At 38.1% G+C, this 23,193-nt stretch carries 22 protein-coding genes; 12 read left to right on the top strand and 10 right to left on the bottom strand.

Features of this window, described 5'->3' with window-relative positions; translation table 11 throughout:
* Window positions 1–143: 143 nt before the first annotated feature.
* Window positions 144–2,453 carry a T9SS type A sorting domain-containing protein gene (locus WD048_02130; protein ID MEX0810984.1) on the bottom strand — a complete coding sequence of 770 codons (2,310 nt, stop codon included), beginning with the start codon at window positions 2,451–2,453 and terminating at the stop codon, window positions 144–146.
* Window positions 2,454–2,926: 473 nt separating this feature from the next.
* Between WD048_02130 and miaB the strand changes: the two genes are divergently transcribed.
* From miaB to secG, 5 genes are read left to right on the top strand one after another with little or no spacing between them, the layout of a single operon-like run.
* Entirely contained in the window at window positions 2,927–4,399 is a 1,473-nt protein-coding gene (miaB, locus tag WD048_02125; GenBank protein MEX0810983.1) for a tRNA (N6-isopentenyl adenosine(37)-C2)-methylthiotransferase MiaB, read from the top strand.
* A gap of 3 nt (window positions 4,400–4,402) precedes the next feature.
* Window positions 4,403–5,671, top strand: coding sequence for a sigma-54 dependent transcriptional regulator (locus WD048_02120; protein ID MEX0810982.1), 1,269 nt, complete (start codon window positions 4,403–4,405; stop codon window positions 5,669–5,671).
* Complete coding sequence (locus tag WD048_02115; GenBank protein ID MEX0810981.1) at window positions 5,671–6,177, top strand: LptE family protein; 507 nt, start codon at window positions 5,671–5,673, stop codon at window positions 6,175–6,177. Before WD048_02120 ends, WD048_02115 begins: the two co-directional genes overlap by 1 nt.
* On the top strand, window positions 6,177–7,058 hold the full coding sequence (locus tag WD048_02110) for a hypothetical protein (GenBank protein MEX0810980.1): 882 nt from the start codon (window positions 6,177–6,179) through the stop codon (window positions 7,056–7,058). The genes WD048_02115 and WD048_02110 overlap by 1 nt, the downstream gene beginning before the upstream one ends.
* Entirely contained in the window at window positions 7,058–7,390 is a 333-nt protein-coding gene (gene secG, locus WD048_02105; protein MEX0810979.1) for a preprotein translocase subunit SecG, read from the top strand. Before WD048_02110 ends, secG begins: the two co-directional genes overlap by 1 nt.
* 211 nt (window positions 7,391–7,601) lie before the next feature.
* Here the strand turns inward: secG and WD048_02100 are convergent, their stop codons facing one another.
* Complete coding sequence (locus tag WD048_02100; GenBank protein MEX0810978.1) at window positions 7,602–8,138, bottom strand: hypothetical protein; 537 nt, start codon at window positions 8,136–8,138, stop codon at window positions 7,602–7,604.
* 225 nt (window positions 8,139–8,363) lie between these two features.
* Here WD048_02100 and WD048_02095 point away from each other — a divergent pair, with 225 nt between their 5' ends.
* From WD048_02095 to WD048_02085, 3 genes are all read left to right on the top strand, one after another.
* A complete protein-coding gene (locus tag WD048_02095; protein MEX0810977.1) occupies window positions 8,364–8,645 on the top strand; it encodes a co-chaperone GroES in 282 nt (93 codons plus the stop codon).
* Window positions 8,646–8,691: 46 nt separating this feature from the next.
* Window positions 8,692–10,347: a chaperonin GroEL gene (gene groL / locus WD048_02090; protein ID MEX0810976.1), complete on the top strand. Its 1,656-nt coding sequence runs from the start codon at window positions 8,692–8,694 to the stop codon at window positions 10,345–10,347.
* A gap of 241 nt (window positions 10,348–10,588) precedes the next feature.
* Window positions 10,589–11,341 (top strand): ice-binding family protein, encoded by a 753-nt coding sequence (locus WD048_02085; GenBank protein ID MEX0810975.1) that lies wholly within the window; start codon window positions 10,589–10,591, stop codon window positions 11,339–11,341.
* Between the two features lie 42 nt (window positions 11,342–11,383).
* On the opposite strand, the gene WD048_02080 is transcribed toward WD048_02085, so the two are convergent.
* On the bottom strand, window positions 11,384–11,539 hold the full coding sequence (locus tag WD048_02080) for a DUF4177 domain-containing protein (GenBank protein MEX0810974.1): 156 nt from the start codon (window positions 11,537–11,539) through the stop codon (window positions 11,384–11,386).
* A gap of 161 nt (window positions 11,540–11,700) precedes the next feature.
* Between WD048_02080 and WD048_02075 the strand changes: the two genes are divergently transcribed.
* Window positions 11,701–11,883 (top strand): DUF167 domain-containing protein, encoded by a 183-nt coding sequence (locus tag WD048_02075; protein ID MEX0810973.1) that lies wholly within the window; start codon window positions 11,701–11,703, stop codon window positions 11,881–11,883.
* A 294-nt stretch (window positions 11,884–12,177) separates the two neighbouring features.
* Here the strand turns inward: WD048_02075 and WD048_02070 are convergent, their stop codons facing one another.
* From WD048_02070 to WD048_02045, 6 genes are all read right to left on the bottom strand, one after another.
* Window positions 12,178–14,613, bottom strand: coding sequence for an ATP-binding protein (locus tag WD048_02070; GenBank protein MEX0810972.1), 2,436 nt, complete (start codon window positions 14,611–14,613; stop codon window positions 12,178–12,180).
* Between the two features lie 242 nt (window positions 14,614–14,855).
* The gene (locus tag WD048_02065) at window positions 14,856–15,548 is read right to left on the bottom strand and encodes a DUF2490 domain-containing protein (GenBank protein ID MEX0810971.1); all 693 of its coding nucleotides are present in this window, start codon (window positions 15,546–15,548) and stop codon (window positions 14,856–14,858) included.
* Between the two features lie 7 nt (window positions 15,549–15,555).
* Window positions 15,556–16,236 (bottom strand): TetR/AcrR family transcriptional regulator, encoded by a 681-nt coding sequence (locus WD048_02060; GenBank protein MEX0810970.1) that lies wholly within the window; start codon window positions 16,234–16,236, stop codon window positions 15,556–15,558.
* A gap of 89 nt (window positions 16,237–16,325) precedes the next feature.
* Entirely contained in the window at window positions 16,326–16,961 is a 636-nt protein-coding gene (locus WD048_02055; protein ID MEX0810969.1) for a carbonic anhydrase family protein, read from the bottom strand.
* A 25-nt stretch (window positions 16,962–16,986) separates the two neighbouring features.
* Entirely contained in the window at window positions 16,987–18,525 is a 1,539-nt protein-coding gene (locus WD048_02050; protein MEX0810968.1) for a SulP family inorganic anion transporter, read from the bottom strand.
* A 285-nt stretch (window positions 18,526–18,810) separates the two neighbouring features.
* Window positions 18,811–19,551 (bottom strand): 3'-5' exonuclease, encoded by a 741-nt coding sequence (locus WD048_02045; protein ID MEX0810967.1) that lies wholly within the window; start codon window positions 19,549–19,551, stop codon window positions 18,811–18,813.
* Between the two features lie 231 nt (window positions 19,552–19,782).
* On the opposite strand from WD048_02045, the gene WD048_02040 reads away from it, so the two are divergent.
* Both WD048_02040 and WD048_02035 read left to right on the top strand, forming a co-directional pair.
* On the top strand, window positions 19,783–20,736 hold the full coding sequence (locus WD048_02040) for a hypothetical protein (protein MEX0810966.1): 954 nt from the start codon (window positions 19,783–19,785) through the stop codon (window positions 20,734–20,736).
* A gap of 127 nt (window positions 20,737–20,863) precedes the next feature.
* On the top strand, window positions 20,864–21,322 hold the full coding sequence (locus tag WD048_02035; protein ID MEX0810965.1) for an energy transducer TonB: 459 nt from the start codon (window positions 20,864–20,866) through the stop codon (window positions 21,320–21,322).
* A gap of 29 nt (window positions 21,323–21,351) precedes the next feature.
* Here WD048_02035 and WD048_02030 read toward each other — a convergent pair whose 3' ends face one another.
* A complete protein-coding gene (locus WD048_02030; GenBank protein MEX0810964.1) occupies window positions 21,352–21,837 on the bottom strand; it encodes a hypothetical protein in 486 nt (161 codons plus the stop codon).
* Window positions 21,838–21,873: 36 nt separating this feature from the next.
* On the opposite strand from WD048_02030, the gene WD048_02025 reads away from it, so the two are divergent.
* Window positions 21,874–22,947 carry a saccharopine dehydrogenase NADP-binding domain-containing protein gene (locus WD048_02025; protein ID MEX0810963.1) on the top strand — a complete coding sequence of 358 codons (1,074 nt, stop codon included), beginning with the start codon at window positions 21,874–21,876 and terminating at the stop codon, window positions 22,945–22,947.
* Window positions 22,948–23,193 lie beyond the last annotated feature (246 nt).

Here is a 23,193-nt window from a genome sequence, read left to right as displayed (position 1 = left end):
TGTCTAAAATCCTTCAAGGTTTTCAAAACCTTGAAGGATTGGCCGAAGCATTTTCGCGCATCCTTGAATGGCTTAGGGGATATTTGAAAACGCACAAGATGGCTAATCTCTATAGCCAGCGCGCCTTGCGCGAGTGGAGCTGTTTATTCTTTTAAAAGTTTGTATGTCTGTTGTGGATAGTCACCTATTTGTAGAAAATAAATTCCTGTTGAAAGAGCTTTTAAACTTATAGTTACTTGTTCTCTATTAATAAAACCTGAATATATTACTCTTCCAGTGTTGTCAAACAAATTAAATGGCTTGTTAAATAGAATGTTGTTTGTTTCAATATTGATTATGTCTAATACAGGGTTGGGATAAATTTTTATGTCAGAAAAATATATTTCGTGTATTGATGTAGAAACATCTTCTTTTGTTGTAAAACTCCAAACTGATGACCACTGCCCCCAAGTTGTACCATTAGAAGCACGAACTTTCCAATGATATGTTTTTGATGGTAGAAGTGTAACAGTATAAGTTGAGTCTGATGTTGTATAGCTCAGTGGACTCGCTGTAAAGCTTTGTGTTGTATCAATTTGTAGTTCGTAACTTGTAGCACCAACATTCTCTGACCACTCAAATATTAATGACGAATACTCTTGATTTGTTGAACTGTTTGCAGGGCTGATAAGATTGAAATTTTCTAATGAGTTTGTTGTAAAACTCCAAGGTGTCGTCCACTGCCCCCAAGTTGAACCATTAGAAGCACGGACTTTCCAATAATATGTTTTTGAAGGCAGAAGTGTAACTGAGTACATTGAATTCGATGTTGTGTATGTTTGTGGGTTTGTTGTAAAACTTTGCGTAGTATCAATTTGTAATTCGTAATTTATGGCACCGGTGTTGTCCGACCAATCCAATACTAGTGATGAATATTTTTGGTTTGTTGAGCTGTTCGCAGGACTAACAAGATTAAAATCCTCTAATGAATACACTATAATGTTTATGTTATTAGAGTATGAACAAAAATTTGAATCCACAACAGTCAATGAAATGTTATTGTTTCCAATGTTATTAATATCACCAATGAAGTACATCTGATAATTATTAGCTGCATTGTTTGACCAAGAATATGAGTTCATTTGTACAGGCCCAGTCAATTCTATTGAATCGCCTACATAAATAGTTGTGTCATTTCCTAATGAAAAAACAGGCGGATTTGCAGCGCCTATGTCACATAGCGTAAGTGCCCAAAGACCACCAATGTTAGAACCACCAGACGCACCAAAGTATAAAATATTATCATATATTACATAGCTATTGTCTGCACCATTAGAAACAGAATTAGATGTGCCGCTATTTAAGTCGTAAATTAGGAATGGATTTGAATTAGAAACTGAAAGTGAATTATTATAGCACCATAATTCTCTTCCATTAGTCCCATTGTTAGCATTGAATATTAATCTGTTACCAAAAACTTTTAAATTGCTTGGAATTGAATAATTGCTGCCAGCATATATATCTGCGACTAATGTGGGGGTATTAATACCATCATATTTCCATAATTCGGTACCAAATTGATCATGACCGGCAAAGTATAATGTGTCATCTAAGATTGTTTTATATAATGCAAGTCCACCGTAAGGACTTGGATCAATATCATATACTTTTTGTGGTAGTAAAGTACCATCATAGACCCACAACTCAGAACCTGTTCCATCATCCGCACTAAAATACATGTTGTTTTTGTATAAAATAAAATCAGAAGGATTAGAACCATTTGAAGAAACACTTGAACTATTATTAGGATTGATATTCATCAGCATCACTGGATTAGTGGCAGAAGTCGGTATTGTGTTATCGTAAACCCAAAGTTCGTCACCGGTGGATGTGTTATTTGTTGCCGAAAAGTACATTTTATCTTGGAAAACAAATGGTTTAAAATTATTTGAAGTTTTTATTGGATTAACAAATTGATTTACCAACTGTTGTGGATTTGTTCCACTAACAGGTAGACTGTCATCAAACACCCAAATTGTTCGTGGGGTATTGGCTGATATTTCAAAATACAACTTATTGTCTTGTATAGCTAAGCCGTTTGCTCTTGGGCAAATATATCGAGGATTAGTTTGAGAAATAGGTTGATTGTCAACATATGAATATAACGCATTATTGGTGGTGAAGAATAATTTTCCATTATATTCAAAATACTTTCGCGGGAAAGTGCTAGTTGATGAAGTGTCTAAATCAATAAGCATTTTAGGGTTTGTAGCTGATATTGACATGCTATTGTCATAAACCCACATTTCATTACCACTACTTGGTGAAGAAGCTGAGAAATAAAGTTTGTCATTGAAAACATACAAGTTTGTTGGAACACTAACTCCTAAATCATGAATATGTGTAGGTTGTCCTTGTTGTCCGAGAGTATTCAAGGAAATAATCGTAAAAACGAATAAAATTAATCTGGTCACATTTATAAATTTATAATGTTTTCTAATTTCGAGTTAACGTAAACTTGCTACTCATTTTTAAAGATTCATAAAGATATAAAATATTATAAATCGGGAAAAACTTCAAGATTCCCTGCCCGTCTTGGCAGCACTCAATAACCTCCATTTCCGTAAATGTATTAAAAAATGCAAACCCGTGTAAGGGATTGAAGCGGCATACTTTTGGGCTGGGACAATTTTAGTGTTGCGGGCTTTAAGAAAGCGACCAGAGGAAGCTCTTTTTAAAGCCCATTTGCAACACTTTGTCCCCAGCCCAAAAGATAGAGCGAAAAGCCCGCCCGATAGGGGACACCCTGTTTATTGCTTTATTTGGCTATTTATTCATTTGATTATTGAATGTAGATTGATTGGTTTTTCTTCACCAAAAATCCCTCACCCACCAAATGACATTTTGACAGAAAATGCATAACTTTGCGCATTCAAAATGAAGTGCAATGCCGGAGGAAGAAATACTATTTAAAACTACTGATAAGCAGATAGACGAAAGCAAGCAGGGAGCGGTTTACCAGCCCGAATCCTCAAAAGCATCGAATGAAAACGGCAAGCGTTTTTACATAGAAAGCTATGGCTGCCAAATGAACTTTGCCGACAGCGAAGTGGTGGCCTCCATTTTACAGGAAAATGGCTTTAGCGCAGCAGCAAACTATGACACTGCCGATTTGATCTTGATCAATACCTGCGCCATTCGCGAGAATGCCGAACAGCGGGTGCGCAACAGGCTCAAGCAATTCAATAAAGTAAAAAAGCAAAAACCAGAAATGTTGGTGGGCGTGCTGGGCTGCATGGCCGAGCGATTGAAATCCAAATTTTTGGAACAGGAAAAACTCGTAGATATAGTGGTCGGCCCCGATGCCTACAGGGATTTGCCAAAATTGGTAGAGGAAGCCGATGCGGGGCAAAAGGCCGTAAATGTGCTGCTCTCCAGGGAAGAGACCTATTCCGAGATCAATCCCGTACGCTTGAACAGCAATGGTGTGTCGGCTTTTGTGTCGATCACCCGGGGCTGCGACAATATGTGTTCTTTCTGTGTGGTGCCCTTTACACGGGGCAGGGAGCGCAGCAGAGATCCGCAATCGATCGTAAAGGAAGCTACGGAATTGTTTGAAAGGGGCTTTAAGGAAATCACCCTTTTGGGGCAAAATGTGGACTCTTATCTGTGGTATGGCGGTGGTGCCAAAAAGGATTTTGACAAACAAACGCAAGATGTAAAAGATGCCGCAGTGCACTTTGCCGATCTATTGGAAATGGTGGCGAAAATCAGTCCCAAACTGCGTGTGCGCTTTTCTACTTCCAATCCCCGCGATATGGTGGACGATGTGCTGCACATGATTGCCAAATACGACAATATTTGCAATTATATCCACCTTCCCGTTCAGTCGGGCAATAGCAATGTGCTGGAGCGCATGAACCGTGGTCACAATCGCGAGTGGTATTTGGATTTGGTCGGACGCATTCGCAAAATCATTCCCGACTGTGGACTTTCTACCGACATCATCACTGGCTTTTGCGATGAGACAGAGGAAGAGCACCAGGATACTTTGAGCCTGATGAAGGAAGTGGGCTATGATATGGCCTATATGTTTTTCTATTCCGAACGCCCGGGTACGATGGCGGAGCGAAAATTTGAAGACAATATTCCATTGGCCACCAAAAAGAGAAGATTGCAGGAAGTGATCGATATTCAAAAAATAAATTCCGAGCAAAGCAATATCAGGGAATTGGGAAAAACCTTTGAAGTATTGATAGAAGGCGTTTCCAAAAAATCAGACCAAGAATTGTACGGTAGAAATACCAAAAACCAAGTGATTGTATTTCCCCGCGAGGATTATCAAAAAGGGGATTATGTAATGGTAAAAGTAGAAACATGTACTTCTGCCACATTGATAGGAAAAGTGATAAAAGCATAATATTTGGAATTACAAGCATTAAAACAACGATTTGGAATCATAGGGAATTCTCCCGCATTGAACTATGCCCTGAGCATTGCACAGCGGGTAGCGCCCACCAATCTTACGGTATTGATTACGGGAGAAAGCGGTGTGGGCAAGGAAATATTCTCCAAAGTGATCCATAACCTGAGCACAAGAAAGCACAATGCTTTTATAGCCGTGAACTGCGGGGCCATTCCCGAGGGCACGATTGATTCTGAATTGTTTGGTCACGAAAAAGGCTCCTTTACCGGGGCATCGGACAGTAGAAAAGGATATTTTGAATATGTGGCAAACGGCACTATTTTTCTGGATGAAATAGGGGAGATGCCGCTTTCCACACAGGCTCGTTTGTTGCGTGTATTGGAATCTGGCGAATACATTCGCGTGGGCTCTTCCAAAGTGCAGAAAACGGATGTGCGCGTGATTGCTGCCAGCAATGTGAATTTGATGGAAGCCGTGAAAAAAGGAAAATTCAGGGAAGACCTCTATTACAGGCTGAGTACGGTTCCCATTATCGTGCCGCCACTGCGCGACCGGAAAGAAGACATTCATTTACTGTTTAGAAAATTTGTAGCAGATTTTTCCGACCGGCACAAAACCACGCCCATTCATTTGGATGAAGAAGCACAAAGTTTATTGGAGAAACACAGTTGGCCCGGAAACATTCGCGAGCTGAAAAATATTGCAGAACAAATCTCAGTTTTGGCACAAAGCAAAACAGTGGGTGCAGAAGAGCTTAAAAAATACATCCCCGAATTTGGGATTTCCAAACTTCCTGCTGTGGCCTCTTTTTACAGATCGGAAAATGGTGGACAAGGCTCCGGCTCAGAAAAAGGGCAAGGTTTTTCAGGAGATTTTACCGAAAGGGATATATTGTACAAACTGTTCTTTGATATTAAGAAGGACATCAACGATATGAAAAAATTTCTTTTTGACCATTATACGGGCAGCACTTCTACACCTCCTTCATCAAGTTACATGCCGGGAGCTCAGGAACAGGATTACGAATCCCGTGAAGAGCGGCAGGCATCAATAGCTTCAAGAAAAGAAAACCCAATTATCATCAACAGTCCGAATTATGAAGACGAGGATGTGGAAGAATCTTTGAATATTGCCGAAAAAGAACGCGAACTGATTATCCTGGCGTTGAAAAAGCACAAAGGCAAGCGCAAGGATGCAGCCCTCGACCTGGGTGTTTCCGAACGCACTTTGTACCGCAAAATCAAGGAATATAAAATTCAGGAATAATGGTGCATTTTATAAAATACACAGCAATTGTTGTTTTTTCATTGGTATGGCAAAGCTGTGGTGTTTATTCATTTACCGGTGCTTCTATTTCCCCTGAAATAAAATCCGTTACCGTCAATACTTTTGAAAACCGCTCGCAAAATGGATCGGTAGAGCTTTCACAATTGCTGACCAATGAACTGAAAGACAAATTTATCAGGGAAACAGATCTGAGAATGGTGGATTTCAATGGCGATATTGAATTTACAGGTACAATAGTTAACTATCAGTTGAGTGGACAGGCACCCACAGGAGATCAGACCACTGCTGCTCAGCGATTGACCATAGGAGTTTCGGTGGAATATTTCAATAATAAAGAAGAAGGTAAAGGTTATAAAACCACATTTTCAAGATTTGCTGAATTTGATGACAGTCAAAGTTTTGAAAATGTGAAAGATGAACTTTACAATGATATTTTTGAACAGCTGGCCATTGAGATTTTCAATAAAGCACTGGTAAACTGGTAATGGAAAAGGCACAATTAATAGAACTACTCAAGTATCCTGCACAATCTGGCATATTGGAAAAAACCCAGCTTGAAACTGCTTTGGAGCAATACCCCTATTGCAATAGTTTGCATTTGCTCGCAGCCAAAAAAGCGCGTCTGCTAAATAAGCAGAATCAGGCTGATCTCCTTTTTAATGCCGCATTACATGCCTGTGATAGAAAGCAGCTGTATTATTTTATAGAGACAGAAACAGCACAGCAGAAAAACACATCGGATAAGCAAAATATAGAACAAGATATTTCCCCTGATTTGATAGACAGTTTGAAAAAGGGTGCTTCAAGTAAAACAAAAGAAAAAGCAGTTGCACAAAAAAAGGCTGTTTCTGAAGTGAAAAATACAAGCCCAAAAGTTCAAAAAACAGCAGAACAACCGGTGGAAAAAACTAAAGCTGCTGTTCCTGAAAAAAAGAAAAAGGCAAAGCAAGATAAAGCTTCTGAATATTCGTTTATCGGCTGGCTGAATTTTGTAAAAAACAACAAAACCACAATAGAGCAAGAAGATCATACACAAGAAGAAGTTCAGGAGATGGATGATCAAATCAAAGCACATGCCTATGAAGCCGAACTGATAAAAACAGCTGCAGAGCTTAAGGATGTTGCCGATAAAAAATCTAAAGCCGAAGACCAAAAAAATGAAGTGCTGGAGAAGGATGTGGATGAAATGGCGCGAAAAAGTTCAGACGAACAACAAAGTAATATTACAGAAACTTTGGCCATAATATTTGAAAATCAGAATAAATACACCAAAGCCATAGAGGCTTACGAATTTTTAAGTTTGAAATATCCTGAAAAAAGCAGTTTCTTTGCAGGGAAAATTGAAAATCTAAAAAATAAACTATAATGTACGTTTTTCTCACAGTCATCATGATTATAATTTGCGTGCTGCTCATTGCAGTAGTACTGATCCAAAACCCCAAAGGCGGTGGATTGGGCGCTGGGTTTGGCGGTTCTACCAGTCAGATCATGGGGGTAAAGAGAACTTCGGATTTCCTCGAAAAATCAACTTGGTCGCTTGTAATTGGGCTGCTTGTATTAAGCCTGGCTTCAGGATTCTTCATTCCCGATTCCAATATGAAAAAGCAACAGGAAAAATCTGCTATTGAAGACAAGGTGAATGACAATATTCCCACACTACCTTCTGATGAAGGCTTCCCCGATCTGGGAGATGAATAGTTCTCAAGAAATCCTAAGCTCTAATATCTAAATCCTAAACAAGCTCCAATATCTAATTTATCAATGTTTTAAACATTTGAGATTTAGGATTTTGATTTTGTTTAGGGTTTAGTGCTTGGTATTTAGGGTTTGACAAATTGCACTGATGATGCGCTAACACACATCCTTATGAATATTTCATCCTTTTAGGGCTATGAATTTTCACCCCAGGTTATTCCCTGTAAATGTCACCTCTTACTTTAAAACTGCTGCTGATATTGATTTCAATATCCCGGCTTACTGTTGTATTGTTCACAATATTCACTCTGTAAACAAATGTTTCATTGCTCAGGTATGCTTTGTAATTTTTGCTGCTTTGCATTTCCAGCTCGATACTTCTGCCCACTTCCTCCGAAATATCGCTAATAGAAGCAATAAGTGTTTCGTCCAGTCCTTCGGCATCAATATACACTTTAATAGATTTAGCAAAACCAAAACTCTGATTGTTTGGGCTTAAAATGCCCAGGCTAAAGGCATCAATATTTATGTACTCAATCAGTTCTGCCCGTGTATCCTGATCTTTAAATTCCTGCTCTGCATTGGTACTGATATCTGAAGTATAGCGATTGAGTGGAACATCTACAGAAGAACCGGCAGGCACTTTAATGCCACTGTCAAAAGACATATCAAATTCACTGATTTCTTTCTCTTTTTTTCCGCAGGAAAAGAAAACAAAACACAAGCAGAAATATACAATAAGTTGACGCATCAATAGAGTATTTTTTGTACTGCGAAATTAAGGAATTATATACCGCTACTGTCAGGTTCTAGAAAATCAATACAATGCTCTGAAATATTGACAGGGAAATAACTGAGAAGCTGAAAAAAATCCACTTAAACAGCAATAATGACAGTATTTCTGCTTTGGCACAACTAATGCTATAAGGAGGACATTGAATCATTCAATAATTAACCAAATAAAAAATTAAGAAAAATGGCAAAAAAATTAGCTATTAAACCGCTTGCCGATAGAGTAGTGGTAAAACCTGCTCCGGCAGAATCAAAAACTCAATCAGGATTGATCATTCCCGATTCAGCAAAGGAGAAACCACAAAAAGGTGAAGTATTAGCAGTGGGTCCGGGTAAAAAAGACGAACCTACAGAATTGAAAGTAGGTGATTCTGTACTTTACGGAAAATATGCGGGGCAAGAAATCAGTATCGATGGAGAAGATTACTTGATCATGCGTGAATCCGATGTAATCGCAGTAGTTTAAAAAAAAGTTTAAAATTTAATTAACCAATTAAAAAATAATCAATAAAATGGCAAAACTAATTAAATACGATGCGGAAGCAAGAGATGGTCTCAAGAGAGGCGTTGATGCTTTGGCAAATGCAGTAAAAGTAACATTGGGCCCCAAAGGGCGAAATGTGGTAATTGATAAAAAATTCGGTGCACCTACCATTACCAAAGATGGTGTAACGGTAGCAAAGGAAATTGAGCTGGAAGATCCAATTGAAAACATGGGTGCTCAATTGGTAAAAGAAGTGGCTTCTAAAACTTCTGACCTAGCAGGTGATGGTACAACTACCGCAACAGTTTTGGCTCAAGCCATAATTACGCGTGGTTTGAAATCAGTTGCAGCAGGTGCGCACTTGATCGATTTGAAAAGAGGAATGGACAAAGCTGTTGCTTCTATTGTTGCCGATCTTGATAAGCAAAAGAAAACCATTGGCGATGACATTAAGCAAATAGAGCAAGTGGCTACAATTTCTGCTAATAACGATTCTGAAATTGGTAAATTCATTGCCAAGGCCATGCAGAAAGTAGGTCGCGAAGGTGTGATTACCGTAGAAGAAGCCAAAGGAACTGAAACTTATGTTGATACCGTAGAAGGTATGCAGTTCGACAGAGGCTACCTTTCTCCATACTTTGTAACCGATACAGAGAAAATGGAAGCAGAATTGGAAAACCCTTACATCTTGATTCACGACAAGAAGATTTCCAATCTAAAAGATTTACTTCCAGTATTGGAAGCTGTAAATCAAAGTGGACGTCCGTTGTTGATCATTTCTGAAGATTTGGAAGGTGAGGCATTGACTGCATTGGTAGTGAATAAAATCCGTGGATCATTGAAAGTAGCTGCTGTGAAAGCTCCTGGCTTTGGCGACAGAAGAAAGGAAATGTTGCGCGATTTGGCCATCCTTACTGGTGGAGAAGTTGTTACCGAAGAATTGGGTCACAAATTGGAAGAAGTAACAGTTGACATGTTGGGAACTGCTGAAAAAGTAGTGATCAATAAAGACAATACCACTGTAGTTAACGGTGCCGGAGATGACAAAGCCATCAAAGCACGAGTGGAAGAAATCAAAGCTTCTATTGAAAACACTACATCTGATTACGACAAGGAAAAATTACAAGAGCGTTTGGCTAAATTGGCCGGAGGCGTTGCTGTAATTTATGTGGGTGCAGCTTCTGAAGTTGAAATGAAAGAGAAGAAAGACCGTGTGGATGATGCACTACATGCTACCCGTGCCGCTATTGAAGAAGGTATCGTAGCAGGTGGTGGTACAGCTTTTATCCGATCTTTATTGGTATTGGATAAAGTGAAAACCGTAAATGCAGATGAGAAAACAGGTGTGGATATCATCAGAAGAGCAATTGAAGAACCATTGCGCCAAATTGCTAGCAATGCGGGTGTTGAAGGTTCTATCGTAGTTCAAAAAGTGAAAGAAGGCAAAGGTGATTATGGATTCAATGCCAGAACCGAAACCTATGAAAACCTTTTTGAAACTGGTGTAATCGATCCTAAGAAAGTGACCCGTATAGCACTTGAAAATGCTTCCTCTATTGCCGGAATGGTATTGACTACCGAAACGGTAATCGTGGACAAGCCAGAGGAGAATGAAGGTGGAGGCGGAATGCCTGCCGGTGGTGGAATGCCCGGAATGGGTGGCGGAATGCCCGGAATGATGTAATGGGTTAATCCCATATTATAAATCTGAAAAACCGCTTCAATTAGTTTTGGAGCGGTTTTTTTTCGTGAGACTGTTCATGGTTTCACTGTATTCCGAACTCTGCTTGTTACTCTGGATTATGTGTGAATGATGTAACTCTTTTCTAAAATTGTGTAAGATTAAAGGTTAAAAGGTATGCAACTTCATGCTGTGAAATTATTCACACAAGTCCACAAATAGTGGGAACAAAAATTCTAATAAAATGACAAGTAAAAAATTATTAACAACCCTTGTAATGGTAGCGGCAGTGTTGCTTTACGGGTGCAAAAAAGACGATGATACAACTGTTGGGAATAAAGACAATCCTTTTGAGATTCCTTCACAAAAAGATAATCAAGATAAAGTATCGCTGGGAACATCCGCTTCTACATTTGCAGTGCTTGGTGGTTCGGCCATTACCAATACCGGTGAAACAACTATTACCGGTGATCTTGGATTAGACCCAGGTTCTTCGGTCGATGGATTTCCTCCCGGAATATTAAATGGCACAGAATACATTAATACGCCATTGACAGATCTTGCAAAGCTGGATTTAACAGCAGCTTACAATGATGCTGCCGGAAGAACTTCCACGGATATAGTTGCTTTAAATGGAAATATAGGTGGTCTTACACTTACACCAGGACTATACAAATCCACTTCATCACTTGAGATTTCTTCAGGAGATCTTACTTTTGATGCAAAGGGAAATGCAAATGCTACTTTTATCATTCAAATAGCATCTACGTTTACTACAACGCCCGGACGTAAAGTTATTCTTAGTGGTGGTGCTTTGGCATCAAATATCTTTTGGCAAGTATCCAGTTCTGCAAGTTTTGGAACGACTACTGTTATGAAAGGTACAGTTATGGCACTTGAATCTATCACTTTTGATACTGGTGCAACGCTTGATGGCAGGGCATTGGCGAGAAATGGTGCAGTAACCATGCAAGCCAATACTATTGTGAAAAAGTAGATTAAAACAACAAATCGCTTAACAACCTGAAAGACTGCTTCATTAACTGGAGCGGTCTTTTTCTTTTTCCAAAACTACAAGTACGGAACTGTAGTTTTCACTGCTCAAAAGGCCGGTACTTAATTCTGTATTATTTGTAATGCTTTTCAATTCCCAAGCTTTGGCAGCGTGTTTATTCAGTATTCTTTCAAGTTCAATTACAGAACCTGGTGTGTCAATGATAGAATACTTTGTATGATTTCATAGCTGATTCTTGTTCCACTGTGATTTTTATTGTCATGCCGGACTACCCAAGGGATGTGTCAGACTCACAGGAGGTTTAATATAATCGAAGGAATATAAAGCCATAACTTTACATTATGCCTGAAAATATAATTAAAATTAAAGTCATTCCCAATGCCAAAAAGCCAGAAGTAAGTGAATTTGGTAATGGATTAAAAGTAAAGGTCAATGTACCTGCTGAGGGAAACAAAGCCAATAAAGCTGTGATTGAAATACTTGCTGCTTATTTTAGTGTAAAACCTGTACAGGTTTCACCATGACAATGAAAATCACCATTTTGGTATTTTCCATTTCATCTGTTTAAAATTTATTTTTAGCGGTCAGATGCCTGCCTGTACTAGCTGTTTCGGCAAAGGCAGGGAACTCACAATACCAAAAAATTTTAATAAGCTCATGTATGCCAAAATTTTTTGGCATGTTCGTTTCATGATAAATTATTGATTTTCATTCGTCAAATTATGCAATTGCTTTTCAATTGCATAATGAGGGTTAAAATTATAAGGGGTTTACACAGCCAAAATAAAAGTATAATTATCGGATAGGGGAGCGGGGAATCAAGCGGCATTTACTTTTTTGAGTACAAGCTTTTCTATACTACTTCTCAATTCTTCGGGCTTGAAAGGTTTTGTGATGTAATGATTTACACCACTTTCTATAGCGCGTTTTTTCTCAACGGTAGTAGCTGATGCTGAAAGTGCTATGATAGGTAGTTTTTTGATTTTGGCATTTCTGATTTTGCGAATCTTTTTGGTAGCCTCATATCCATCCATTACAGGCATTTGAAGATCCATCAATATCAAATCGGGAGTGTTTTCTTTTATGCTGTCAATGGCCTGAACACCATTTTCAGCTATACTTATTGTAATGTCCCATTTTTCTAAAAAGCGGGTAGCGATTTTCCTGTTGATAGGATTGTCTTCCACAACGAGTATATGTATCCCTTTCAGTGACTTCTTGTTGCTGTTCAGTTCTTTTACAGCTTCTTTTACTCCAACCTGACTGTAACTCAGAGGAAGTGTGAAAGTAAATTCTGAACCTTTACCTACTTTGCTTTCAATACTGATACTTCCATTTTGAAGTTCTATAAGTTTTTTTGTGATGGTAAGTCCCAGCCCAGTTCCTCCATAGAGCTTGTCGTTCTTGTGAGAGTGAACCTGTGTAAAGCTGTCAAAGATGTTTTGCTGTTTTTCTTTTGGAATACCAATACCACTGTCTTTTACTTTTACAGTGAGTTCTGCTTTGTTGTTTTTATTGAAATTACAATTTGCATGTATGCTCACTTTGCCTTTATGGGTAAATTTGATGGCATTAGAAATTAGGTTGTTCAATATTTGATTGAGTCTGTTAGGATCACCATTAAATTGCTGAGGAATATTTTTATCGAAATGCAGTTCAAGTGCTATTTCTTTTTCCTTAGCACTTACAGAATGTAGCTTTTCGATCTTGCTAAAGAGTTTCCTTGGGTCAAATGCCTCATTGCTCAAGCTTAATTTTCCTGCATCAATTTTCGATAAATCAAGAATATCATTGATAATAGCCAATAGATTATTTGCAGAAAATTTCAGGATTTCCAGATTTTCCTGTTCTTCCTTGTCAGGATTTTGATCCATCAGTAAATTGGTACATCCGATAACTGCATTCATAGGAGTACGCAACTCGTGACTCATAGTAGAAAGGAAATGTTCCTTGGCTTTCATAGCATCTTCAGCCAGTTCTTTAGCAAAATTGAGTTCGCGCTCTTTTTCTTTCATAGCAGTAATATCCTCTGAAACAAGCACATAGTTTAATACCTGATTTTTATCCCCTATAATAGGTGCAATACTAGCCAGGTGGGTTTTTATCTGGTTCTGATTGTCAATAAAACTGATCTCGCCCTTCCAGTTTTTTCCATTGTTCATTTTTTCGACCAGCTTTTTAAGGTTTTTTTCTCCTTTTAAACCAAATTCCCAAATTTTACGTCCTTCCACCTCGTTGTCAGGTGTTTTCGTGAAGTTCACAAATTCCGGGTTCGCATATTTAATGCAGCCGTCTTTTTCAAGAATTACAACAGCAGAGGGAGAGTAATTGATAGCCGCTGAGAATATTTGCAGGTCTTTTTCTGTTTTCTTTTGCTCTGAAATGTCTATGATAGAGCCGTCATAATAAATGACATTGCCCCTTGAATCACACACAGGTGTTTGGCTAATAATGGCCCAAAATGCCTGCCCGTTTTTTTTCAGCAGCAATACTTCTTTATTTCTTACAGTTTCATTCCTTTCCATAGCCCACAAAAAATTATTGCAAGTGGTTTTTTGTGCGAAATTGATAGGGTAATTCTGTTTATTGATATTTTCCATTTTACGAAAGCCGAGCATGCTTAAAAAGTGCTCGTTGCAGTATATAAGATGATGATGTGCGTCCATCCTGTAAATACCGTGCAACACATTATTGTTAATGGATTTTAAAAGTGCTTCATTCGACCGGAGTTTTACAAATGCTGCCTGGCGCTCGTTATTGGTCAAATATCCCAGTATCAGAACAGTGAAAATCAGAAAGCCCAAAGTTGTATTAGGCCAGTTGAACTGTTGTGTTAGGGCTACTAAAAAAGTAAATTCCAGTACATTAAAGAGGATGTATGCGCTAAGTATTTTTTTGTTGTTGATAAAAATAAGGGTTGACACAACTCCTACAAGCAGCCCCATTTTGTAACCCGGATCAAAATCATTTATTAGCAGGAGATAGTAGAAGTGGAAATTGAACATGAACATGATGAAGGTCAGCAGGGTCTCGAAATTTTTATTTGCCCAGGCTGATTTGTAAGAGTAGGCAACTGTAGATAATCCAATCAGACTTAGTCCCAGTCGCATCCACAGTGGATCATTTCCTTCAGTATTCAGTATATTGATAAAAATACCAAAAGAAAAATATAAGACACATGCTAATGAAAATATGAGCTTATAGTTGGTTCTTGAGCCATCCTTGAATAATTTGTCTATGAAAGAAATGCTCATTTGATTTGCTTTTGAATATTAGATGTGTTCTTTTACGGTAAAAGACTTAGAAAGTTTTAAGTGAAAAGCGCAAAAAAATAATTTTCCCCCAAGTAGAATACATAGTCTTGAATATCTTATTGTTAGAGTAGGAAAAATATATTTCGGATTCCCGGAGGAAAAATAAGACTGCACATTAGCCTTTGTTACCTGAGTGATTCTTTGAAAAGGCAATTGTCTTATAAATAATTTGCCTTCTAAAATTATTTATCCCTTTTTCTGAAATCAATATTGTAAAAAACAGCAGTTTGAAGCAGGTGTTGTGTTGTTGCAGTAGTTTGAGCAAGGTATCCGACTTCAATGGACAGCATTGAAGTCCACCTGAAACCCAAGGCACCATACAAGCGATTTCTGTCAAAAGGCTGCTCATCTATATGTATAAAAATTTCATCGTAAAGTGTTAAATAGAGTGTTTTAGCTTTCAACTCAGCATTATTTATGGGAACACTAACACGCAGGAAATATCTGAAGCGATTGAGGTAATTGCTCGAATGTTCTGTTTTTAGCCATCTTTGTTCAATTCGGTAGCGGTGCTGAAAAAAGACCCGGCTAATGTTATTGAGCATCAAGTATTGCTGCCAAATCCGGTTTTCTGAGACTTGAATACCGGGATTTGCATCTTTATCAAAAGCATGATTATGGATACGGCCATAGCCGGCTGTTACTGAGTGTTCTGAATTGATATGATAATTGATGCCTCCTCTGAGCAAAAGCTGCTCTGTATTGGGCAACACTTCATAGCTTCGGTATTGTATTTCGCTGTGCAGACTCCAGTTTTTGTGAAAACGGGTTTGGTTGAAGCCCATTAGCCAGTAGCCCAGCTTACTTTCATTATTTTGTGAAAATAAAACATTCGCCAGCAGAACAAACAATGCAGTGCAAAGTGTGTGGTGCATTTAAAAATCAATTTTTGATCGTTTTCAAAATCAGTTCTGTGAGAAATTCGGTGGTGTCTTTTATCTGATCTTTTGTGACTTCTGTGAGATAGGGCAGATGCTCTGCAAAATATTTCTGGCTGTGTGAACTTTCAATAGTAGTAGAAACCAGCGCTGTAGGAAAGCGGTATTCGGGATTGATCTCTTTTATGATGTCCGAAATCTGCTGACATAATCTTTGGTAGCTTTTAAACAGCCCTTCTTTGTTTTCCCTATCCACTTCTTTTGTGAGATATACTTTTGAAGACTCTGCAATTACAATGTTATAGAGTGCTACTTCATCAATGTATTTGTAGTTGTCGTCTTTTTCAATCGGCTCGGAAAGTTTCTTAATTGCAATTTTCAGTCGTTGCTCTGCTGATGAAATATTGTAGGAAGCTGTATCAATTTTGTATTTCATCCAAATCCAATACCAGGACAAAAGGTAAAAAAGCAGTTTGTGCTTGTTTTTAAAATAGCGATAAACAGAAGGCTCTGTAATCCCTATTTTTTTCGCCAATTTTTTAAAAGTAAAAGATTCAAAACCTATTTTACTGATCAGCAAAATGCTGTGTTCAATAATGCTTTTGCCCACTTCAGAAGAATTGGGATCTTTCAGAAAAAGTCTGTCATCAATATTAAGAACAACCTTTATACCTTCGTCCTGCATCACATAACCTGTGTTTTGAAGAAATACCTCTATTTACCTGGTTTGAATTGATATCTCTTGCCAGCTTATTTCAAAGTAGCGAAAATATACTAAACAGCTTTGTTATAAAAATTTACTTTTCCGCTCTCTACATCGTACATGGCTCCTACAAGTCCAACAGCTCCGCTATTGATCATCTCAGCCAGGTCGGGGCTTTTAGCTTTGATTTGTTTCAGCACATGCTCTACATTGAGTTTTGCTACATTTTCTACAAACTCAGCATTGCTCGAATTTCGATTTTCTTTAGTAGTGGTTTCAGCTTCAATAGCCGGTTTTATCTTATTCACCAGGGCAGTAAGATTTCCGAGCTCAACATTATCACAGGCGCCTTTCACAGCTCCACATTTGCTGTGGCCAAGTACTACTATTAATTTCGATCCGGCAGCCTTGCAGGCAAATTCCATACTTCCCAGTACGTCTTCATTTACAATATTTCCAGCTACACGGCAGGTGAAAATATCTCCAATTCCCTGATCGAAAATAATTTCACAGGGCACGCGCGAATCAATACAGCCCAGCACTATGGCAAAAGGTGCCTGTCCCTTTGCGGTATCTTCCAATTGTTGCTTCAACTCACTCGAGTAGCCAAGTGATTGGGAGAATTTTTCGTTTCCCTTTTTTAAAATCTCCAAGGCCTCTGCTGGCGAAAGATTTTCTTGATTTGCTTTGGTCATTGTTTTTTTCATTGCTACTTATTTTTTTATTTAAAAATTAAATTTCAATTCCTTTTATTTCCAACTCAATGTTTTTGTCTTTAGCACTTATTTTAAAATCCCTGATAATTTCCAAAACATCAAAGGCTATTACTTTTGATCGAGTACCATCAATAATTACTTTCGAATCTTTGGGAATATTGTTTAGTTGTTGCAAAATGCTTCCTTTATTGAGGAAAGTAACTTCTTCTGAAAGTTTTATTTCAAACTCGTGCTTGTCTTTTTCTCCATTTGTAGTAAAATAGAACGGATTTTTGTAGTTGTTTTTCAATACGAAAAATATACCCACGGCCATACCAATTCCAATACCTTTAAGAAGGTCAGTAAATACGATACCTACAATGGTAGCCATAAAAGGAATAAACTGCTCCCAGCCATTTTTGTACATCTGCTTAAACAATTCGGGCTTGGCCAATTTATAACCCACTATAAACAGAATAGCTGCAAGTGCAGAAAGTGGGATTAAATTCAATATGCCTGGAATTGCAATAATGCTGATCAAAAGTAAAAAACCGTGAATGATGGCGGACATTTTAGTCCTGCCACCAAAGGAGATATTGGCAGAACTTCTAACGATCACTTGTGTAATGGGCAAACCTCCAATAAACCCTGATACGATATTTCCAAGTCCCTGGGCTTTTAGCTCACGGTTGGTAGGTGTTACTCTTTTATGGGGATCTAATTTGTCAGTAGCTTCTACGCAAAGTAAAGTTTCCAAACTTGCCACTATTGCCAATACTATAGCAATCAAGTATAAATTAATATCCGTAAATACGGAAAGGCTAAAATCTGGTGTGGTAAATTGACCGAAAAATGATGATACCCCGTCTGCTACTGGAATGCTCACCAATTGTTTGTCGTAAAAGCTAAATGAAGTTGCACCGCTGGCAAAAAACAAGTTAAACCCAATTCCAGCAAGCACCGCTACAAGAGGTCCCTGTATTACTTTGAAAATTTTATGTTTTTTCATCAATACGACCTCCCACAAAATTAAAATGAACAGGCACACAACTGATGTAATAACTGCTGCCGGAGAAATATAATCCAGCATTTTTATCAATTCAGAAAAAGTGGTTTCTCCATCTCTTTGTACAAAAGACAAATCTCCTTCGTAATTTTCGTCATACCCAATTGCATGGGGTATTTGCTTTAAAAAGATGATTATTCCAATTCCCGAGAGCATTCCCTTAATGACAGAACTGGGAAAATAATAGGCTATAATTCCCATTTTGGCATAGCCCATTGCCAATTGGATTACACCAGCCAATACTACTGCTACCAAAAATGCTTCCCACGAGCCCATGGTGGTGATGGCATCTAATACTATTACAGCAAGGCCGGCTGCTGGACCACTAACGCCCAAAGGAGATCCACTTGCTGCCCCAACTACTATACCGCCAACTATTCCTGCAATTACACCTGCAAAAAGCGGTGCGCCAGAAGCTAAGGCAATACCGAGACATAAGGGAACGGCAACAAAAAATACGACAATACTGGCGGGCAGATCACTTTTAATGTGTTTGAAGAGGTCTTTCATGGAATTTCTATCTTAGGGTTTAAATTTAGTTAGTAATACTATTGCTGATCAAAGGTAATGCTAATAGTTAGATTTCAAATGTTTTTCTAACAGTGTTTAAGCCCCTTTGTTTAAAATCAACATTTTTTAACAAATCACGCTGTGAGATTGCTATGGACACTAGTGCTTTCTTGCCTTCTAACATATTACCTGAAGCTGCATTACGGTAGATCCGCAATTGTTGCGAAAAGCTTTTACAAAATATATTTAATAGGGATTGAGGCTAAATGGTTTTTGAGAGGTGTATTACGCTTGATGTTCTTCTCCTGCTATTGTTACTTCAGTTTCATCCAACAAACTTTCTCCCCGATATTTTCGAATGAGCTGTACAACAGTAAGCACATCTTTTTGACAATAAATGCGAATTCTTTCTAAATCTCCATCATCATAATACACTGAAGCCACTTGACTGCCGTCAATGTCGTCTTTTGGTGTGGGAATATCGAAAAGGGCAGCAAGCAGGCGTAGTGAGGTGTAGTTTTTATAATCACCAAATTTCCACAATTCCAAGGTATCTAAATGTGCAATTTCCCATGGTTTTTTGCCTGCAATATCTATTATAGCAGGCAATTGAATGCCGTGAACAAGCATTCTTCGGCACACATAAGGGATGTCAAACTCTTTAATATTGTGACCCACGAGCAGGTGTTTCCCCGGTTGATTGAAGTATTTGTCCAACAAGGTTTTGAACCCTTCCAATACTTTCTTTTCATTATCATCGGCAAATGAGGTGATTCTGAGTTTTGGTGACCCGCCTTCAGAAACGAGGATGCCAGCTGAAATGCATATCACCTTTCCAAATTCAGCATATATTCCCGCTTTTTGGGAATATAAAGCTGCAGGATTTTCATTTTCTTTGTCTATTCTTTTGGCTTTGAGTGCCCATAATTCTTGGAATTCAGGAGTGAGATCTTCAAATTTCTCTACTGTTGGAACGCATTCTATGTCAAAAAAAAGTGCATTTTTAAGTTTAAGCTGATTCAGCATAATACCTTAATTTATGGTTTTTAAAATTCTTTCTTATCGATTATAGTTAGTACTTTATAAGTTTATAAATGTGTGAATTTTATTGAAGATACTTTAGCATATTGCAAAGAATTTTCAGAAGATTAATAGAGACAATTGTATTTTGTATTTTAATTTATAATTTTAAGCGCAATTAGTAATAAATTAAGATTAGCTTTGTTGAGCTCATATAAACCTTTAAATTAAGCACTTATGGCAGAAGTAGATAACACCAATCAACAAGAGGAGCAGGAAGGCGGCAATAAAAAGTCATTTTACCTGGTACTTATAGTATTGTTAATACTTTTAAATGGATTCTTTGCTTTCAATCATTGGTCCACAAAAAAAGAACTGCAAAAAGTTGAAGGGGAACGAAACGAATTGGATTCATTGTACAATTATGTACAAGCAGAATTGAATGCCAATGAGTTGAAATTAGACTCTATGACCGGTCAGTATATTCAAGTGGATAGTCTCTTGGAACTGCGTGTGGCCGAGCTTTCAGCTGCTAAAGCTGAAATTGAAGAATTGATGCGTAAAAATAAGCTCAATTTGAATGAGATCAGCTATCTGAAGAAGAAAATCCTTAAATTGAATCAGGACAACAAAGCATATTTGGCTCAGATTGATTCTTTAAGTGCAGAAGTCGAATACCTTACTCTTGTTAAAGATTCACTTTCTACTGATCTTGCTTCTGAAAGAGAGGCCAATAAACAATTGCAGTCTGAAAGAACCTTACTGAGCGAAAAAGTTGCTTTAGGTTCATTATTGCGTCCTGAAAATATTGAAGCTACTGGAATTCGCATACGTGGAAATGGAAGTGAAAGAGAGACCAACCGCTCTAATCGTACAGATAAATTGCGTTTCTGTTTTGATATCCCGGAAAATCCGGTAGCTGAAAAAGGGGAGAAAACCATTCTGCTTCGTTTACTTAATCCTGAAGGAGCTACAGTTGCTATAAAATCGGAAGGATCGGGGATATTTGTAGTTGCTGAAACAGGAGAGCAAATGCAATATACTACCAAAGGAACTTTTGAGTATGAAGGCAAGCGTAAAAGTGTTTGCATGTATTGGAATCAAACCAACCCCTACTCAAGTGGTACTTACATTGCTTATTTCTATCAGGACGGACATCTGCTCAAAGAGCAAAAGTTTGAGTTGAATTAATAGTTTCAATAATTACCTGATTGTACTGAGCAAGAGTTCTATCAATTCTTAAATTATGTTAGTTCCTCTATCTTCTTGCTTTGATGTTCTATCTTTGCAGCTCATATTTCTGTATAATTAGAATGTCATGTTATTGAGTTTATATTTACTTAAAAGCTTATCAACGCGCTATAGATTTACAATATTGATTGTATGCTCTTTGTTCATTACAGGCTGTGCTGAGCTATTACAGGGAGATAATGATGAATCAGATAAAGATACTCCGCTGACCAATGCTGATAAAATGCCTGAATACAAAGGCGGGAATGAAAAGCTTATTGAATACATCAGCAGAGAAGTGAAATATCCCGGCAATGCTAAGGATATGAAAATTGAAGGAACTGTTCAGGTTTCTTTTGTAGTGGCTAAAGATGGCAGTGTGCGAAATGCCAAAATTGAAAAGGGCATTTATTCAGATTTGAATGATGAAGCCTTGCGCGTTGTAAAATCAATGCCAAAATGGATTCCCGGAGAACACAAGGGAGAGAAAGTTGCCGTTAAGCAGATTTTGCCTATTCGGTTCGAATTGCCCGATGATAAGCAATAATATCTTCAGGATGATGATCGGTATTCATTTTAGGAATAGCTCATTCCAATTACATAACCTATTGGAACCACCATTGCAGCGGCAACCATACTTTTTTTAATGGCTCCAACCGAATGTTTTATCACAGTGTCTGGAATCTTTCTCCTGATGTATTGAGGTAAAATGGTCAATAAGGCATTTACAAAGTTCTCTTCCATTTCTAGTTTGAATGCGATAAGCCTACAAATTTCAGATTCTTTAGCGGATAGATTTTTCTCAAAATTCATTGCCGAAAGAAATTGATAATAAAATACCCATTTCTCTTCCTCGTCTTCAAATGCTGCTATATTGTATGAGTCAGGACTAATGCAGATAATTTCAAGATCGCTGAAACTCAAGCCCAGCTGATCAATTACAAAACCAATCATTTCATCAGTTTCACTACTGCGCATATTATCAGTATTCACCTGGTCAAGAAACCACCGAAGCATTTTGCGTCTTTCCACATATTCTTCACGACTGTATAAGTTCATCATCCTTTTTTTTCTTAAATTTTAGCTTTATTTCAACTTATGAAACAAAGTACTATGCCTGTTATACTGATTTACGGTGCTTATGGTTACACCGGTAAGCTTATTATTGAAGAATTTAATGCACAGGGAGCTGAAGCTATTCTTGCAGGCAGGAGGGAAGAACCTCTGAAAGCCCTTGCTGTGAAATACGACTGGCCCTACAGGGTTTTTGATTTAAAAGATAAAAATGAGGTTGCCAAGGCATTGAAAAGAGTAGATGTGGTTTTGCACTGTGCAGGTCCTTTTATACATACCGCAAATATTATGGCACAGGGCTGCATGCTCTCTAAAACCCATTATCTGGATATTACCGGTGAATTTCAGGTTTTTGAACAAATGGCAGAATGGAATGATAAAGCAAAGGCTGCGGGAATTATGTTAATGCCCGGTGTTGGATTTGATGTTGTTCCTTCAGATTGTCTGGCTAAGCATCTTGTTGAGCGTTTGCCAACTGCAATTAACTTGCAACTGGCCTTTACTTCTGATGGAGGAGGGGTTTCAAGAGGAACTGCTAAAAGTGCTATAGAAGGCCTTGGTTATGGAGGAATGATCAGACAAGACCATCAATTGATGCGTGTGCCGGTAGATCACAAAGTGAAAAAAATCAATTTCCACTGGTTGCAACAAGAATGTGCAGCTATTCCCTGGGGAGATATTTCTACTGCCTATCGCAGTACAGGTATTCCAGATATTGAAGTATTTATGGGTATGGATCCTAAAATGCTTTCCAGTTTAAAGTGGGGCAGACGGCTTTCATGGCTCTTGCGAAAAGAATTTGTGAAAAATTATTTAAGAAAAAAAGTAGAGCAAAAGCCTGAAGGACCTGATGAGAAAACTCGAAAAAAGACACATAGTTATTTCTGGGGCAAAGTAACGGACAATGCAGGAAATGAATTTATTACTGTGCAAAAAACACTTGAGGGCTATACTTTAACCGCTAAAACAGCCACTGATATTGCAATTGAAGTAAGTGAAGGTAATTTTAAAGTGGGCTATCAAACACCTTCGGGCTTATTAGGCCCGGATTATATTATGAAATTTAAAGGATCGGAGCGGATAGATTTGACAAAATAAATAAACCCACACAGGTGATAAGGAGGTTCGTTGAAACCTCTGGAAATCAGGTTTAGGTTTGCAGAAACAGGTCGATAATCCTCTTGTCTCCTGAAAGAATCCATCCGAAGATGAATTGAGGCCCGCTCTAACTGCTTCAAACGCCCCTTTAATGGTAAGTGTTAAGTTTCACAAACTTTTATCACCTGCATGGGTTTAGGCCTGAAAGCCTATGTCTTTATTATTGTCTAAGAACTTGTCTGATAA

It is taken from the genome of Chitinophagales bacterium (assembly GCA_040877935.1).
Taxonomy (GTDB): Bacteria; Bacteroidota; Bacteroidia; order Chitinophagales; family CAIOSU01; genus JBBDNB01.
Note: the sequence above shows the minus strand (reverse complement) of the source record. Positions and strands in the feature narration are given on the sequence as shown.